General features: G+C 39.5%; 12 protein-coding genes. 7 read left to right on the top strand and 5 right to left on the bottom strand.

What is annotated here, in order from left to right; all coding sequences use genetic code 11:
* Positions 1-40: 40 nt before the first annotated feature.
* Positions 41-2,590 (bottom strand): ATP-dependent Clp protease ATP-binding subunit, encoded by a 2,550-nt coding sequence (locus tag ACL9RF_RS12900; protein WP_422801046.1) that lies wholly within the window; start codon positions 2,588-2,590, stop codon positions 41-43.
* A 311-nt stretch (positions 2,591-2,901) separates the two neighbouring features.
* Here ACL9RF_RS12900 and ettA point away from each other — a divergent pair, with 311 nt between their 5' ends.
* The 7 genes from ettA (at position 2,902) to ccoS (ending at position 11,432) form a co-directional block, all read left to right on the top strand.
* A complete protein-coding gene (ettA, locus tag ACL9RF_RS12895; protein WP_422801045.1) occupies positions 2,902-4,584 on the top strand; it encodes an energy-dependent translational throttle protein EttA in 1,683 nt (560 codons plus the stop codon).
* Positions 4,585-4,595: 11 nt separating this feature from the next.
* Entirely contained in the window at positions 4,596-5,789 is a 1,194-nt protein-coding gene (locus tag ACL9RF_RS12890) for a PAS domain-containing sensor histidine kinase (RefSeq protein ID WP_422801044.1), read from the top strand.
* 4 nt (positions 5,790-5,793) lie between these two features.
* Complete coding sequence (locus ACL9RF_RS12885; RefSeq protein WP_422801043.1) at positions 5,794-6,855, top strand: response regulator; 1,062 nt, start codon at positions 5,794-5,796, stop codon at positions 6,853-6,855.
* Positions 6,856-7,055: 200 nt separating this feature from the next.
* Complete coding sequence (locus ACL9RF_RS12880; RefSeq protein ID WP_422801042.1) at positions 7,056-7,469, top strand: lactate dehydrogenase; 414 nt, start codon at positions 7,056-7,058, stop codon at positions 7,467-7,469.
* 26 nt (positions 7,470-7,495) lie between these two features.
* Positions 7,496-8,851: an oxygen-independent coproporphyrinogen III oxidase gene (gene hemN / locus ACL9RF_RS12875; RefSeq protein ID WP_422801041.1), complete on the top strand. Its 1,356-nt coding sequence runs from the start codon at positions 7,496-7,498 to the stop codon at positions 8,849-8,851.
* 11 nt (positions 8,852-8,862) lie between these two features.
* On the top strand, positions 8,863-11,259 hold the full coding sequence (locus ACL9RF_RS12870) for a heavy metal translocating P-type ATPase (protein ID WP_422801040.1): 2,397 nt from the start codon (positions 8,863-8,865) through the stop codon (positions 11,257-11,259).
* A gap of 11 nt (positions 11,260-11,270) precedes the next feature.
* Positions 11,271-11,432, top strand: a complete 162-nt coding sequence (ccoS, locus tag ACL9RF_RS12865; RefSeq protein WP_422801039.1) for a cbb3-type cytochrome oxidase assembly protein CcoS — start codon at positions 11,271-11,273, stop codon at positions 11,430-11,432.
* Between the two features lie 10 nt (positions 11,433-11,442).
* Here the strand turns inward: ccoS and ACL9RF_RS12860 are convergent, their stop codons facing one another.
* From ACL9RF_RS12860 to ACL9RF_RS12845, 4 genes are read right to left on the bottom strand one after another with little or no spacing between them, the layout of a single operon-like run.
* On the bottom strand, positions 11,443-12,420 hold the full coding sequence (locus ACL9RF_RS12860) for an FAD:protein FMN transferase (RefSeq protein WP_422801038.1): 978 nt from the start codon (positions 12,418-12,420) through the stop codon (positions 11,443-11,445).
* A gap of 8 nt (positions 12,421-12,428) precedes the next feature.
* Positions 12,429-14,633 (bottom strand): PepSY domain-containing protein, encoded by a 2,205-nt coding sequence (locus ACL9RF_RS12855; protein WP_422801037.1) that lies wholly within the window; start codon positions 14,631-14,633, stop codon positions 12,429-12,431.
* Between the two features lie 5 nt (positions 14,634-14,638).
* Positions 14,639-15,124, bottom strand: coding sequence for a DUF2271 domain-containing protein (locus ACL9RF_RS12850; protein WP_422801036.1), 486 nt, complete (start codon positions 15,122-15,124; stop codon positions 14,639-14,641).
* Positions 15,125-15,129: 5 nt separating this feature from the next.
* A complete protein-coding gene (locus ACL9RF_RS12845) occupies positions 15,130-16,617 on the bottom strand; it encodes an ankyrin repeat domain-containing protein (protein WP_422801035.1) in 1,488 nt (495 codons plus the stop codon).
* Positions 16,618-16,884: the final 267 nt, after the last annotated feature.

Raw genomic sequence — 16,884 nt, 5'->3', positions numbered from 1 at the left:
AAAAAAAAACGCTACTCCATTTGGAATAGCGTTTTTTTTATTATTGTCCGTTTTCTTCGGTGATATCAGAAGAGACAGAGTTGTCATTATTGTCTGGATTATCTCCTTTCACAATAATTTCTTTTTTCTCTTCGTCCAAATCGACGGTAATGTTAGCTTTAGCTTTCATTTCACCTTTTAGCAGCTCTTCCGCAATAGGGTCTTCCAGATACTTTTGTATCGCACGTTTTAGAGGGCGTGCGCCAAAGTTCGTGTCGTAACCTTTTTCCGCGATATAATCCTTGGCTTTATCCGTTAACGAAATGGTATGCCCCAATGTCTCAATTCGTGCAAATAACGATCGTAGTTCAATATCAATAATTTTAAAGATATTATCTTTTGTTAACGAGTTGAAGACAATTACATCGTCAATACGATTTAAAAACTCAGGTGCAAAAGCACGTTTTAATGCGGTTTCAATCACACCTCTAGAGTGTGCATCCGCTTGGTTTTCTTTTGCTGCAGTCGTAAAACCTACACCTTGACCAAACTCTTTCAACTGGCGAACACCAATATTTGAAGTCATAATGATAATGGTGTTTCTAAAGTCTACCTTACGGCCTAAGCTATCGGTCAACTGCCCTTCATCTAAAACCTGTAACAACAAGTTAAAGACATCCGGGTGTGCTTTTTCAATCTCATCCAATAGTACTACAGAGTAAGGCTTACGGCGTACTTTCTCAGTTAGCTGTCCCCCCTCTTCATAACCGACATAACCCGGAGGCGCACCGACTAATCTAGATACCGCAAATTTCTCCATATACTCCGACATATCCACTTGAATCAAGGAGTCCTCAGAATCAAACATAAAACGCGCTAACTCCTTCGCAAGCTCCGTTTTACCGACACCTGTAGGGCCTAAAAAGATAAAGGAGCCAATTGGTTTTTTCGGGTCTTTCAATCCGGCACGCGTACGTTGAATTGCCTTTACCAACTTCTGTACGGCATCATCCTGGCCTATGATACGCCCCTTCATAGAGTCGCCCATATTTAACAGCTTTTGGCTATCCGTTTGGCTTACACGTTGTACAGGAATACCCGTCATCATAGAAACGACTTCGGCAACATTATCTTCGCTTACCGTATACCTTTTGGTTTTCGTTTCAGCTTCCCAAGCAGCCTTTTCACGTTCAAGTTCTTCCAGAAGTTTTTTCTCGGTATCCCGTAGTTTTGCGGCCTCTTCATATTTTTGCGAGCGCACGACTTTATTTTTTTCTACCTTAACTTCTTCAATTTTTTCCTCAATATCAATAATGGTTTGAGGCACATGAATATTCGTTAAGTGTACGCGAGAACCTGCCTCATCCAATGCATCGATTGCCTTATCTGGTAAGAAACGATCGGTAATATACCGTGTTGTCAACGTTACACAGGCTTCTATTGCCTCTGGCGTATAAATTACATTGTGATGCTCCTCGTACTTATCTTTTATACGGTTTAAGATTTCAATGGTTTCATCGTGTGATGCCGGTTCGATCATCACCTTCTGAAAACGACGATCTAAAGCCCCATCTTTCTCAATAAACTGCCTGTACTCATCTAAGGTTGTAGCACCAATACATTGGATTTCGCCACGTGCCAATGCGGGTTTAAACATATTGGAGGCATCCAGCGAGCCTGAGGCCCCTCCAGCACCAACAATGGTATGAATCTCGTCGATAAATAAAATTACATCAGGAGATTTTTCCAATTCGTTCATCACCGCTTTCATGCGTTCCTCAAACTGTCCGCGGTATTTTGTACCCGCAACAAGAGACGCTAAATCTAATGTTACGACACGTTTATTGAAGAGCACACGTGAAACCTTACGTTGCACAATGCGTAGCGCCAACCCTTCAGCAATGGCTGATTTACCAACACCAGGTTCACCAATTAGAATAGGGTTGTTTTTCTTTCTTCGCGATAAGATTTGAGATACACGTTCAATTTCTTTTTCACGCCCTACAATAGGGTCAAGTTTACCCTCCTCAGCAGCACGTGTGAGGTCACGCCCGAAGTTATCTAATACCGGAGTTTTAGACTTAATATCAGACACCTTTTTTGGTGCAGCAAAGTTTTCTTCTTCAGCGAAGTCATCATCAGGCGTAGACGATCCCGTTGCCTCATCGGTAATGGTCGTCTTACTTTGTTCGACTTCATTTTTGAACATATCGTAATTAACGTTATACTGCAGCAGAATCTGTGAGGCTATATTATGCTCGTCACGAAGTATGGCCAGCAACAAATGTTCCGTACCAATAATATCGCTTTTAAAAATTTTAGCTTCTAAATATGTTATTTTAAGAACTTTTTCAGCCTGTTTTGTTAGCGGGACCGAACCTACAGGTGCTCTAGATATAGACGAGCCTTTTACGGCATCCTCAATAGACTGTCGAATAGCGGCCGTATCTATATTCAGATTCCTTAGAATTTTTATCGCCACACCGTCACCTTCTCGAATAAGTCCTAGCAAAAGGTGCTCTGTACCAATATAATCATGGCGAAGGCGTAAGGCTTCTTCGCGACTATAGGAGATGACATCTTTTACTCTGGGTGAGAATTTTGCTTCCATGAATGTTACCTTTCTTTGTTTAATGAGTTAGGATATTATAAATGTATGAAATTATTAATTACCCAAACTCAATAATTTTCTATTATTTTATCAACAATCAAGCCATAACCATAAAAAGCCAAAATGGCAGATTTTAACTTTTTTTCTTTCGTAAAGGCGATGCACACGGTAGATATCGATGTTTCGGGTATTATTTTTTTTCGCCCTGCCATTTCGCTGCACTTCTACATTCGCCGTTTCTCATTTCGAAAGGGATTTGGTATCTTTGGGAAGAACAGTTAAATTACTAGAATAAAGGCTTAAAATAACCTATGTCAGACGAGAAAATAATTTTTTCAATGGCTGGAGTAAGTAAAATTTACCCACCACAGAAGCAAGTTTTAAAAAATATCTATCTATCTTTTTTTTATGGGGCAAAAATCGGAGTAATCGGTTTAAATGGCTCTGGAAAATCATCTCTACTTAAAATTATTGCAGGTTTAGATAAATCCTACCAAGGGGAAGTTGTATTTTCTCCGGGGTATTCTGTTGGCTATTTAGCGCAAGAACCGGAACTGGATCAACAAAAAACTGTTAAGGAAATTGTCGAAGAAGGCGTTGCAGAAATTACCGCCGTGCTTCAGGAATATGAAGAGATAAATGAAAAATTTGGCCTTCCCGAAGTCTATGAAAATGCCGACGAGATGGACAAATTATTGGCTAGACAGGGGGAGCTACAGGATAAAATTGATGCCACGAACGCGTGGGAATTAGACGCTAAATTAGAGCGTGCCATGGATGCCTTGCGCTGTCCGGAACCGGATGCTATAATTGCCAATTTGTCAGGGGGAGAACGCAGACGCGTGGCTTTATGTAGATTATTATTACAAGAGCCTGACGTTTTATTGCTGGATGAGCCTACCAACCACTTGGATGCCGAATCTATAGATTGGTTAGAGCAGCATTTACAGCAGTATAAAGGTACTGTTATTGCCGTTACCCACGATAGGTATTTCTTGGACAACGTGGCGGGTTGGATCTTAGAGTTGGATCGTGGTGAAGGAATTCCATGGAAAGGAAATTATTCTTCCTGGTTAGACCAAAAGGCAAAACGATTGGCGCAGGAGGAAAAACAAGAAACAAAACGTCAGAAAACTTTAGAGCGGGAATTGGAGTGGGTGAAAATGGCGCCCAAAGCACGCCATGCAAAGTCTAAGGCGCGTTTACATAATTACGAGAAGTTAGCTTCCGAAGAAACAAAGGAAAGAGAAGAGAAATTAGAGCTTTTTATTCCGCCGGGGCCGCGTTTAGGAAATGTGGTAATTGAGGCATCAAATATCAGTAAATCCTATGGCGACCGGGTATTATTTGAAAACTTAAGCTTCTCTCTACCTCCTGCAGGTATTGTCGGCATTATCGGTCCGAACGGGGTTGGTAAAACGACGCTATTTCGTTTAATTACCGGCCAAGAGCAACCCGATACGGGCTCCTTTCGGGTGGGTGAAACGGTCGCGTTGGGCTATGTTGATCAGATGCACGATGACCTGGATCCCGAGAAATCCGTTTGGGAAAATATCACCGAAGGAAATGATACTATTATATTAGGAAATAAAGCTATTAACTCTAGAGCCTATGTTTCGAAGTTCAACTTTAACGGCGCAGATCAGCAAAAGAAAATTTCCGTTTTATCGGGTGGGGAGAGAAATCGTGTGCATTTAGCGATTACGTTGAAAAAAGCTTCGAACGTATTATTACTTGATGAGCCAACCAATGATATTGATGTAAACACCTTACGTGCGCTGGAAGAAGGATTGGAAAATTTTGGTGGTTGTGCGGTTGTTATTTCCCACGACAGATGGTTCTTGGATAGGATATGTACCCATATTCTAGCCTTTGAAGGCGATTCGCAGGCTTACTTCTTTGAAGGTAACTATACCGAGTATGAAGAAAACCGTAAAAAACGCCTGGGGGATATTGGTCCTAAACGAGTGAAGTACAAGAAACTAGTTAAATAAATATTGAAATTTTGGATTCAGCGCGATTATTAGAAGCAATTATAGATACGGCTATTGATGGAATAATTACCATTGATGCAGGTGGGGAGGTCGAATCTATCAATCCCGCTGCCTTGATGTTGTTTGGTTACGACGCCGATGAGGTAATCGGGAATAATATTTCCATGTTGATGCCGGAGCCGGATAGGGGTAGGCACGATTCGTATATAAACAACTATAAAGAAACCGGAAATAAAAAGATTATCGGTATAGGCAGGGAAGTAAGGGGCAAGAAAAAAGATGGAACCACCTTTCCGTTTCGATTGGCAGTTTCAGAGGTTTTTTATCAGAATAAAACTATTTTTACTGGTTTTATTCACGACCTTTCGAAAGAGAAAGAGGCTGAAGATCAACTGCGTAAGCATACACTCGAGCTCGAGGAAAAGGTGCGTCATAGAACCAAGGATTTAATAACTTTGGTTTCCGAGCTGGAACGCGCAAAGGCTGATGTGAGTAATTCCTTGGAAAAGGAAAAAGAACTTAACCAATTAAAATCGCGTTTTGTTTCCATGGCATCGCACGAATTTAGGACGCCTTTAAGTTCGGTACAGTTGTCTGCCTCCTTAATCGATCGTTATGTACAGAAGCCAGATTTGGAGTCTGTATCCAAGCATACTGCGCGTATACGAAGTTCGGTACAATTATTGAATAATATTCTCAACGACTTCTTATCGTTGGAAAAATTGGAAGCAGGCGTAGTATTTGTAAATAACCAGCGGATAAATTTGGTGCATATAGGTGAAGAGATTACCGAGGAAATGCAAATGATATGTAAGAAAAACCAACATATTGTATACCAACATACGGGTTTGGTGGCCGACTTTGTTATAGATCCGCATTTAATTAAAAGCAGTATTATAAATTTAGTTTCTAATGCGGTTAAATATTCCGGTGAAGATACGTTTATCGAGTTCTCTACCGAAATATCCGACAATGTATGTACCATTATCGTAAAGGACAACGGTATTGGTATTCCAGAAGAAGATCAGAAGAATTTATTTGAGCCTTTCTTTAGAGCTCACAACACCGGAAATATTCCGGGAACGGGCTTGGGGCTTAATATTGTAAAACGTTATGTTCAACTTATGGATGGAAAGATGGAGTATTATTCAGCAGTAAATCAAGGAACCATGTTTAAAATGACTTTTAAAAATAATTTAGTTTAACATCATGGAGAAAAGGACGATTCTAATTATTGAAGATAATCTAGAAATTAGAGAGGGCACACAGGAAATATTAGATCTTACAGGGGATTATAACGTTATCGTAGCGGAAAATGGTAAATTAGGTGTTGAATTAGCGATTAAACATCATCCTGATCTTATATTGTGTGATATCATGATGCCTGAATTGGATGGCTATGGAGTGTTATACATGTTAAATAAGTTTGAAAATACTGTAGATATACCCTTTATTTTCCTCACTGCAAAATCAGAACGTTCGGATATGCGTAAGGCCATGGAAATGGGAGCCGACGATTATCTAGTTAAACCCTTTGATGATATAGAATTACTGAATGCCATTGAGAGCAGACTTCGCAAGCGTGATCGTATGCTGTCGGCAAAAGGACCTAATGGTTTTTTAAGTTTGGATGACCAGGAGCAGCAATATATTCTGGATGAGTTGGTAAAGGAAGCGCGTGTTAAGGTGTTTAAGAAAAAACAACTTATTTACGAAGCTGGCGATAACCCTATCTTTTTGTATTATGTGTTACGTGGTAAAATAAGAACGTTTTTATATTATCAAGATGGCCGCGAATTGTCTACAGGTATTCAGATTGAAAACCAGTTTTTTGGTTACGAATCTATACTGTTAAACGATAAGTACTCCGATAATGCTGCCACTTTAGAGGATTCCGAAATTGCGCTGATACCGAAAGATAAATTTTATGAGTTGCTTTATAAAAAACCAACCATCGCTAATAAATTTATTGAGCTTTTATCCGGAAATATTAAAGAGAAAGAGGAGCAGATGTTAGGTTTTGCTTACGACTCTGTACGCAAACGAGTAGCGAATACTTTGGTGCAAGTGGCGCTGAAATCAGCTGATTCTGAGTTGCAGGATGAAGTGCTTATACGCATCTCTAGAGACGATTTAGCTGCTTTAGCGGGCACAGCAAATGAAACTATTAGTCGAATGCTTGCCGATTTTAAAGATGAAAAACTTATCGTTAAAGAAGGAAACGCCATTCGTATCTTTAGTGTTGAAAAATTAAAAAATATTAAACAATAGCCCTACTTCTTTATTGTAGGTTCTTATAGCCGTAAGCTAGTCGTTTTTTAAACGATTAGTTTACGGCTTTTTTTGTTAGGCTGCTAGACCTGCTGTTCTGGCTAAAAAAGTGATCAAAGTTACATATTTTGCTGATTACCTACATTGCTTGCATAGGCTGCTAAAATTAACTTTGTTATGTTTTTAGCTTGAAGATGGTCATGAAAGTTGTTGCATATAATATTAAAGAATTTGAAAAGGAATTGTTGGCAAAGGCAAACGCTAAGGTCCATGAGTTGACCTTAATTTCCAACGATTTAAACGTAAGTACCTTACATTATGCTATGGGGAAAGACGTTATTATAGTTTCTTCAAGAGATCTACTGAATTCACAAATTCTGGATGAATTGAATCATATAGGAGTTAAAAAAGTTATTACCCGGTCGCAGTCTATAGACCATATTGATGTAAAATACGCCAGTCAGCTTAATATTGATGTCGCAAACACCTCACTCGCCGATAATACTCCTGAAAGTATAGCGCAACAAACTATCAAATGTTTAAATGATTGGATTAAAGGGGAGGGGAAGTATAATGTTAAAAAAAATAACTCCGATTTCAGGTCCAAAATTTAAATATCACCCTATCATATTTCAACACCATGCATCAGTCTTCGCTTATTGAAAAATACAATGTGGCAGCACCGCGATACACCAGCTATCCAACTGTTCCATTTTGGGAAAATAACCTATTTACAGCGACCGATTGGAAGGTTCGCGTAGCTCAACGCTACCAAGCGTCTAAAAAGCAAGGCATAAGTTTGTATATTCATCTGCCCTACTGCGAAAGTTTATGCACATACTGTGGCTGTAATACCCGTATCACGAAAAATCATACCGTTGAAAACCCCTATATTGATGCGGTACTGCAAGAATGGGCGATGTATAAATCGATACTGGCGGAGGAAGAGGTTTGTATAAGTGAGATACATTTAGGTGGCGGTACCCCAACATTTTTTGCCGCAGAAAACCTGCATAGGTTAATAAGCGGTTTACTTGCGGGCAACATCGTAGTAGAAGGAGCCTCCTTTTCGTTTGAAGCACACCCCGCGAATACCACAAAAGAGCATCTGGAGGTTTTATATGCCTTAGGTTTTAGGCGTTTAAGTTTAGGTATTCAAGATTTTGATGCAAAGGTACAGCATATCATCAACCGTAAACAGTCGGTCGCGGATGTACAACGTGTTATGCAGCAGGCACGAGCCGTTGGTTTTGAGTCTATAAATTTTGATTTAATTTATGGTTTACCCTTGCAGACTTTAAGATCGGTGGAGTATACTATCGCACTAGCGATGGAAATGGAACCCGATCGCATCTCTTTTTACAGTTATGCGCATGTGCCTTGGTTAAAACCGGGGCAGCGGAGTTTTACGGAGCATGATTTACCGGAAGGGCAGGATAAACTTAACTTGTATACGTTGGGTAAAGAAATGATACAGGCGGCAGGTTACAAAGATATTGGTATGGACCATTTTGCCCGCGAAGAGGATGCCTTATTTAAAGCAGCACAAGCCGGAAAATTACACCGTAATTTTATGGGATATGCGGATAGATATACACCGCTGATGATTGGTTTAGGGGTATCTTCAATCAGTGACTCCTGGACTGCATTTGCACAGAATGTAAAATCGGTAGAAGAATATTACGCTTGTATTGATGCGGGTAAACTTCCTGTTTTTAAGGGACATCTTTTAGATGCCGAAGATGCTGTGGTGCGCCAATATATTTTGGATATGATGTGTCGTGGAGAGGTAGCGTTTAAAAAGGGGTTAGCCGTGAATACATATATTCTGGAGCGTTTGCAGCCTTTACTTGCGGACGGCTTGGTTGTTGTAAACTCAGAGTCTGTCAAGATTACAGAGACAGGTAAATCCTTTTTACGGAATGTATGCCTGGCATTTGATGCGCGTTTACATCGGGTAAAAGAAAGAGAGCATTTATTTAGTCAAGCTATTTAGGAGGTATTTTTATGCTGGCAGATACAAAAATTACAACGCATACCGCCTGTTTCCATTGCGGAGATGCGGTAACGGATACGTCTTATATACTCGATGCACATCAATTTTGCTGCTTGGGCTGCCAAACCGTATATCAGATCTTAAACGACAATAATTTGAAGAGCTATTACCGGTATAATACCCATCCAGGTAAGGCACAAAAGACTAAAAAAGAAGATTTATCCTACCTAGACGAACCCAATATTATGGCTAGGTTGGTAGACTATCAAGATGATAAGATAGCATTAATCACCTTTTACATCCCTGCAATTCATTGTAGCTCTTGTGTTTGGTTGTTAGAAAACCTCTATAAACTGAATCCAGCTGTAAAACGTGTAACGGTTGACTTTATGAAAAAGCAGGCCAATATAACTTTTGAAAAGACCGACTTTTCTTTACGTTCTTTGGTCGACCTCCTATACAAAATTGGTTACGACCCAAAAATTACACTTCAAGATGTTGTTAAGGAGAGTAAAAAAATAAACCAGAATAGTCTTATTGCAAAAATTACCGTAGCCGGATTTTGCTTTGGAAACTCCATGATGATTAGTTTTCCGGAATATTTCGGTATGGATGCTTTCGAGAGAGAATATGCCCAATTCTTCGGGTATATGAATTTAGCTTTTGGTATTCCGGTGCTTTTATACAGTGCCTCCGATTATTTTAAATCGGCCTGGTATAGCCTCAAGCAACAAAGGCTAAATCTGGATGTACCGTTGGCATTGGGTATTCTTGTGCTTTTTATGCGCTCGGCATTTGAAATTCTCTCCCAAACGGGGGCTGGCTTTATGGATACCTTATGTTCGTTGGTTTTTTTTATCCTTATCGGAAAATATGTGCAGCAGCGAACATATCATCATATTTCCTTTGAGCGCGATTATCGTTCTTATTTTCCAGTCGCTGTAACCTTGTTAAAGGAGGGTAAAGAAAAACCAACACCGCTTGGCGACTTAAGGGTTGGAGATCGGATTATGGTTCGAAATAATGAAATTATCCCTGCAGACGCTATCCTGCTTAAGGGCACTGCAGCAGTAGATTTTAGTTTTGTAACTGGCGAGAGTAAACCCGTAAGCAAGGTGCTTGGAGAAATTGTTTATGCTGGTGGAAGACAGCTGGGGGAAGCTATAGAGTTGGAGGTTATAAAGGCAGTATCGCAAAGTTACCTTACAACGTTGTGGAATAATGAGTCTTTTAAGACGTACGAAAAGAAGTTTGATACCTTTGTCGGTCTTATCAGTAAGTATTTTACCGTAGCGCTCATAAGCATTGCTCTGCTGTCGGCTTTAATTTGGTTTAACGCGGGCGATAGCACGAAAGCATGGGCGGCTTTTACGGCCGTTTTGATTATTGCTTGTCCCTGTGCGTTAGCATTGAGCTCGCCTTTTACGCTGTCTGCAGCATTGAGTATTTTTGATAAGAATAAGATGTATATCAAAAATACGGGTGCCATAGAACAAATGGCGGCAATTGACACCCTGGTGTTTGATAAAACCGGTACAATTTCTTCTCCGAATGTTTCGAGTATGTATTTCGATGGTACCTTGACTGCTGTAGAAAAGAAACTGCTCTATTCGCTATGTCGCAACTCCATACACCCCTTAAGTCGTGAAATATTAAAGTGGTTAGGTTCCTGTGAGGCCTTGCAGATCACCGCTTATACGGAGGTCGTGGGTAAGGGGCAATATGGAGAATTTCAAGATTACAAAATTTGGGTCGGCAGTGCAGCGTTTGTTGGGGCCACGAGCTCAGCCATAGACGGTTCGGTTATCTACGTTAAAATTAACCAGGAAATAAAAGGCTATTTCTCCCTGGAGCAATCCTGGAGGGAAGGGTTAAATGAAGTGGTAAACAATTTTAAGAAGCATCGTTATGACATGCATTTGATATCTGGTGATAATGAACGTCGCGGAGATGCTTTACAGCTTATATTTCCTGGGAATGCAAGTTTGCGCTTTAACCAAAGCCCAGCAGATAAGCTGGAAAAAATAACGCAATGGCAGCAGGAAGGAAAACGTGTGTGTATGCTTGGGGATGGGCTGAACGATGCTGGCGCATTACGTAAAGCAGATCTTGGTATTGCTGTTTCCGACGATATTAATAATTTCTCGCCGGGATGTGATGCCATTTTGGATGGAATATCCTTCCGCAAGCTACCTCAATTTTTTGCTTTCAGTAAAGATGCTGTAAAAGTTATAAAAATGAGTTTTATAATCTCCATATTATATAATATCGTAGGGTTAAGTTTCGCTGTTCAAGGTACCATGTCGCCTTTATTCGCCGCGATACTAATGCCTATAAGCACGGTAACGATTATTTCATTTACTAGTTTAATGACGCGCCAATATGCTAAAAAGCGTGATTTATTGTAAAAATTAAAGTTATGAATATATTATTTTTGTTGATTGGCTGTTCGGTACTTATTGCTTTGATATTTTTAGGCGCTTTCTTCTGGGCAAATAAAACAGGGCAGCATGAGGATACCTACACGCCATCGTTGCGTATATTATTCGACGATGAGGTTAAAGAAAAACCAAAAGAGTAAGCGTTGCATCTTAATTTTTTTTAACTTTTCCTTGATCCGTTTGGATTACGTATTTATAGGTAGGGTTTTTCTTCAACAGTTCGGTTCCTTCTATTAATCCCAAAACCATGACCGAGGTACTTAGGGCGTTGGCATATTCGGCAGAAGGGCCGTATATAGTAACACTGGTTATGCCAGTAGCGGGGTAACCTGTCTTAGGGTTTATAATATGCGCATAACGTTTACCATTTATTTCTGCATATTTCTCATAACTACCCGATGTCGCTATAGCACCATCTGTAAGTTTTATTGTTTTTAGTATACGATGATTTTTAAAAGGGTTATTTATACCGATAGCCCAAGGTTTACCGTTAGGCTGTGTTCCCCAGGTGGCAATATCACCAGAAGCATTTACGATACCCGCAGGAATATGGTTATGTAACATCAATGCTCTTCCCATATCGGCAGCATATCCCTTTCCAATAGAACCAAAACCTATTTTCATACCCTTTTTGCTTAAGAAAATTGTTTGCTGTATGCTATCCAGTATAATAAATTTATACCCTACATTTTGAACAGATTGCTGCACGGCCTCCGCTGTAGGTAAAGTATCCATGCTACCATCGAAAGACCATATTTTATCCATTGCAATAATGCTGATGTCAAAAGCACCATGAGTCATTTCAGCGTAGGCTATAGCCCGTGCGGTAAGGTCAAAAACCTCCTTATCGACCTTAATGGGCCGTATACCGGCATTGCGGTTTACTTCAGAAATTTGTGTATGCGGTCGCCATTCCGATATCAGGTTTTCTATGCGTTCAATTTCATCTATTACCGCAGAAATATGCTGCTGTGCTAAAGTGCTATCTTGGGCAACAATAGTGATTTCGAATACCGACCCCATTAATGTCGTTTGTCGGCTTTGCAGTACCTGAGCACATCCACAAAAGGGGAGAATCAAGATGAAAAAGGCAAGTATCACCTGCCTTTTAATAATACTATTTTCCATATTAACCATTAATAACAATCCGATAGAATTTGTTTTCTGTTCTTATAGTAGCTTAAGGGTTTATTGTATTTATCTAAAGACATATTCTCCAGGATTTCCTCCACATCGCGTTGCATATTTAAGGATCCACAAATCATAATTGTACCCTTATTTTCCAGTAGGTCAATAAAATACGTAACGTCTTTTTTGAGGAGATCCATTACATATTGTTTCTTTTCTTCCCTGGATAATGCTATTTCAAATTTTGTTAAATGGTCTTTGCGGATGTATTCAGCAGCAAACTGTTTATAGTGTTGCGTTAAGGAGTTGTTATTTCTAAACCCTGCATAAAGGCATATGGGTGTTTTTTTACTGTTGCACGCTACCATGCCTAAAAATGGTGCTATACCCGTTCCGTTCGCAATCATCGCAACTTTAGGGGTATTTTCAGGGAAATGAAAATTAGGGTTACACATAACACGGGCAGTAATTTTCTGGCCCACTTCCAGCTGGTACAGGTAGCTAGAACCAAATCCATCTGTATAGAGTTTCACCATCAGTTGTATAAATCCATCCTTACGCCCTATAGAGTAAAAACGTTCCCGGTTATCGCTTGCTGGATAAATCGCCAACAGGTCTCCCGATTGGAATTTTAATCCATCCGATGGTTTTAGTAAAATTTTGAAGGTACTATTATCTGCCGATACGCAGGTTTTTTCGACAACGGTAAATTTTTTTAATCCATCAATTTTTAGATTATAAAGCGCTGCTGCCGTAGCTAAAGGCATAAGCGATTTTTCACTCCACTGCTGTACCCACTGGGTAAACTGCTCCGCAGATTTGTCATTAACCGTATATACAGGTAGAAAGCTATGCGCCCAGCTTTGTTTATGAAGCTGTTGGTCTATATGAAAAGCATACGCGCAAAAGTCGGGGTAGGAGTCGGAGCCAAAGCCAATAACCGAAAACTTTACGCTATGGTCTTGCGGGTATTTTTCTAACAATTTATCAAAATGTACCGCATTGCTAGGCGCTGTCCCCAAGCCATAGGTAGACGTAAATAGCAATAGATGATCAGCCTTCGGATAGCATTGGTATTTATTCATTTCTCCAATAAAGGCGATTTTTCCATCGGCTAACAACTGCTTATAAATCTGGTTGGCAAAATAAAGTGTGCTTCCGTTTTCAGAACCTACAAGAATAATAATTTCTGCTTCGGAGTCTTTGTACTTGTTTTTAATTTTCGTGCGACTACGTTTAAAGGTAATTACAAAACCCGTATATATAAAGAATACAATATTTAAGGAGGCGATACCTAAAATAGCCGCCCATATTATATTCGTACGGCCGGTATGTAAATCCAAACTTAATTTATCTAGAACCGTTGCGGTAGCATACTGCGTTTCCTCCACAACTTGGCCATTAATTTGGTTTATGATGCTGTTTTTAGCTTTTGTTTTTATAACAAAATACTCTTCAGGGTCATCTTCCATAAATGGAAATTCAATCTTTTCTACATCTTTAAGCATTATCTCCTTAAAAATGGGGAAGTCGGGAATGGCCAATCGCGGTGCATCCGCATCAACCGAAACCGGAGGGAAGGTTACCTTTTTTTCGGTTGTATCTAGCAATTCCATGCGCATCATAAACAAATATGTTCCGGTAAGGGCAATCATTATAATAGGAATCAACAAGATTCTACCGCTTACTATATGGAAATACTGACTGAAATACTCTTTGTTTATTTTGGCAAAGAAATGCCGTACGCCCTGCTGCCGTTTAATAATTAAAATAACCCCGCTAATGGTAATTAATAGCAGGATAAATGAAATAACGCCAACAAGAATTCGACCTGTTTCTTTTAAAAATAGGGAACGGTGTAAAGCGGTAATCCATTGTATAAACGAGCTTTTAGGTTTTATGGGGCCAAGGATTTTGCCTGTAACAGGGTCAATATAGCCTTTTATAGATTCTCCCTCCTCGTTGAAGGCGTCGATTGCCACAAATCCATTATGGTCGACAGATAGGTCTACAATTTCGGGATAAACGTTTCGCAAGCCGTTGAGGACTTGCGAAACGCTGATTTCATTAAATTCTTGTGTGCGATATGCGGGTAGTTTTTCCTCTATAGCGTCATAAGCCAATAGTACTCCGGTAATCGATAATACAAGTAAAAATACTGAAGATACAATGGCTAAAGCTAAATGTGCATACCGCCATATAGATAAAGTCATACGTTTTATTGCACTTTATTTAATTTTACAAAACGTATATACCCTTTTCCATTTGTTCTTTCGGTTATCGCTTCGGTTGTTAAAGGTATTTCTACATCAGTAACATGGTATTTTTGCTCTTCAACGGCCGATTCAAAACGTAATTTGTAACCCTTATTTAATTTGGAATCTTCAATTTCCAAGGTCCGCATTGCTCGATCGCCACCTCCAACAGAGGCTCCAGTAACAGCACTTAGTTTTTCTTTCGTTTTTGATTGAAATTTATACCAGTCTTTTAAGGTGTTGTACCACTGCTTATCTGGGCCTAATACAGAAATGGTTTTCTCGTATTCGCCCTTAGGATTTATTAAGGATACGACTACATAAGCTGCTTCGCCCTGATAGCTAATCATTTGGATCATGCATTTATATTTACTCGTTTGTGCAAAGCTGCTTGCTGAAAAAGCTACAGCAATAAAAGTTAACAGCAAGTATTTAAAGGAGATTTTCATTATGCTTATTTTAGGAAATCTAAAGAAATATTATTTTTTGTAAGAAAGTCATTTTCCTTGGCCAAATCATATGCCGTTTCGTCAAATTCTGTCTTCAATTGTTTATCGGCACCTAGCGCTACCAAAGATTTTAAGAAGGTATCGTCTTTAGCGATTAATGCTGCGCGGTGTAGCGCAGTATTACCTTCGTTATCTTGGCTATTAATATCAACACCCAATTCTTTAGCTTTTTTCAAAAGCTGTTCATTTTCACGTGCTACAGCCAAGTGATATAAGGTATTTCCATTTTTTTGTGGTGCAGTAATTGTTAATCCATGCGCTTTCAAGAGCCCTAGCTTCTGCTCAAAATCCTTCTCCTGGTCATTGGGCTGCCCCGGTCTAGAATCTCTATACGAGTTAAACCAATAGTAGGCTAGATTATTTCCATCCTTATCTACAACTTTGCTATCGGCGCCATTTTTGAGGAGCAACGCTACAACTTCTGCAGAGCCATTGGCTACAGCTTTTGTTAATGCCGATTCTCCCTTGTCGTTTTGTGCGTTAATATTTTTAGTTTTCCCTAATAAAGCCTGTACTAAAGCCTCATCTTTTCCGGATGTAGCCTGTATTAAAACCGTATTTCCTTCGTTGTCGGTTTTATTGACGTCAACAGCCTTGCTTAGGAAGTAATTGATAACCTCCATATCTGGGCGACGTACCAAAGGGTGCAAAATTGTAGCCCCATCTTTGCTAATCGCTTTCGGGTCTAATTTTAAATTTTCTACTAAATAGGTATAGGTAGTTATACCATTGGAAGCATTCCGCGATCCCTGCGTAGCAAAGAACAAAGCATGATTTGTAGGTTTTATACCTCTTTTAATGAGTTTATCCATTAACGCAGTATCCCCCAACTTCGCAGCGTAGTCGGTCACCGTACGGCCATATGCATCTTTATCCTGTAACGAAAGTCCTTTCGATACCAGATAATCCACTACTGCCAAGTCGGTGTTATGTGGCGCAGCAAGCATAATTAAGGTGGCACCGTCTTCATATTTTTGTTTCGGATCTACACCTGCTTTAAACAAAGCATCAAATACTGCCGTATTCTGGTTCCCTGTAGATGCAGCATAAGCAGCAATAGGAGTACCATAACTGTCGGCATAATTTACATCAGCTCCTTTTTTAATAAGGTATTCTACAATTTCTACATTACCAGAAGAAGCTGCCCAATGAAGATAGCTACGGCTATGGTGAGTTTTTTTAGATACACTATTACCTTCCTGATCTATTAAATATTTAATAACATCATTTGGCGCTTTATTATTAATCGCAATGGTTACAGGGTCAAAGGAAGCAGCATTTGGTTGTGAAGGACTATTCCCTTTTGTTATTTCTGCTTTTACCGCTGTAATATCTGGTTTGGTTTTCCAAAAGTCTGCAGTCATTAATGTGTTTGTCTGTGCATGGCCAAATAATGCCGCAAATACAAATGCCGTGAGAAGCGTTTTTTTCATGTTAGTTACTAAAAGGATGTGTAGTTAAATTTTATTTATACCAAATCTAAATAACAAAAGTAATCATTTTAACCGAATACCGAAACTTTATTACGAAAACTATGTGCGTATATGATGTTTGTATGAAAATATACTGTGCATAGGATCTATATTCAGGTTTGATGATCCAGAAATAATCAATAGCTTGACCTTGTTTTCATTTTATTCCGTCTCATTTTTAGCAGGTTAAGCTTATATTAAAAAATATACGCAGCAAAGGCTTGGAAG

The sequence above is a fragment of the Sphingobacterium sp. Mn56C genome (genome assembly GCF_049319645.1).
GTDB lineage: Bacteria > Bacteroidota > Bacteroidia > Sphingobacteriales > Sphingobacteriaceae > Sphingobacterium.
Note: the sequence above shows the minus strand (reverse complement) of the source record. Positions and strands in the feature narration are given on the sequence as shown.

Bases quoted from the DNA above. Each gene is read 5' to 3' on its own strand.
- ACL9RF_RS12885 (WP_422801043.1), top strand. From the start codon at position 5,794: ATGGAGAAAAGGACGATTCTAATTATTGAAGATAATCTAGAAATTAGA.
- ACL9RF_RS12900 (WP_422801046.1), bottom strand. From the start codon at position 2,590: ATGGAAGCAAAATTCTCACCCAGAGTAAAAGATGTCATCTCCTATAGT.
- ACL9RF_RS12845 (WP_422801035.1), bottom strand. From the start codon at position 16,617: ATGAAAAAAACGCTTCTCACGGCATTTGTATTTGCGGCATTATTTGGC.
- hemN (WP_422801041.1), top strand. From the start codon at position 7,496: ATGCATCAGTCTTCGCTTATTGAAAAATACAATGTGGCAGCACCGCGA.
- ACL9RF_RS12855 (WP_422801037.1), bottom strand. From the start codon at position 14,633: ATGACTTTATCTATATGGCGGTATGCACATTTAGCTTTAGCCATTGTA.
- ACL9RF_RS12860 (WP_422801038.1), bottom strand. From the start codon at position 12,420: ATGGAAAATAGTATTATTAAAAGGCAGGTGATACTTGCCTTTTTCATC.
- ACL9RF_RS12870 (WP_422801040.1), top strand. From the start codon at position 8,863: ATGCTGGCAGATACAAAAATTACAACGCATACCGCCTGTTTCCATTGC.
- ccoS (WP_422801039.1), top strand. From the start codon at position 11,271: ATGAATATATTATTTTTGTTGATTGGCTGTTCGGTACTTATTGCTTTG.
- ettA (WP_422801045.1), top strand. From the start codon at position 2,902: ATGTCAGACGAGAAAATAATTTTTTCAATGGCTGGAGTAAGTAAAATT.
- ACL9RF_RS12880 (WP_422801042.1), top strand. From the start codon at position 7,056: ATGAAAGTTGTTGCATATAATATTAAAGAATTTGAAAAGGAATTGTTG.
- ACL9RF_RS12850 (WP_422801036.1), bottom strand. From the start codon at position 15,124: ATGAAAATCTCCTTTAAATACTTGCTGTTAACTTTTATTGCTGTAGCT.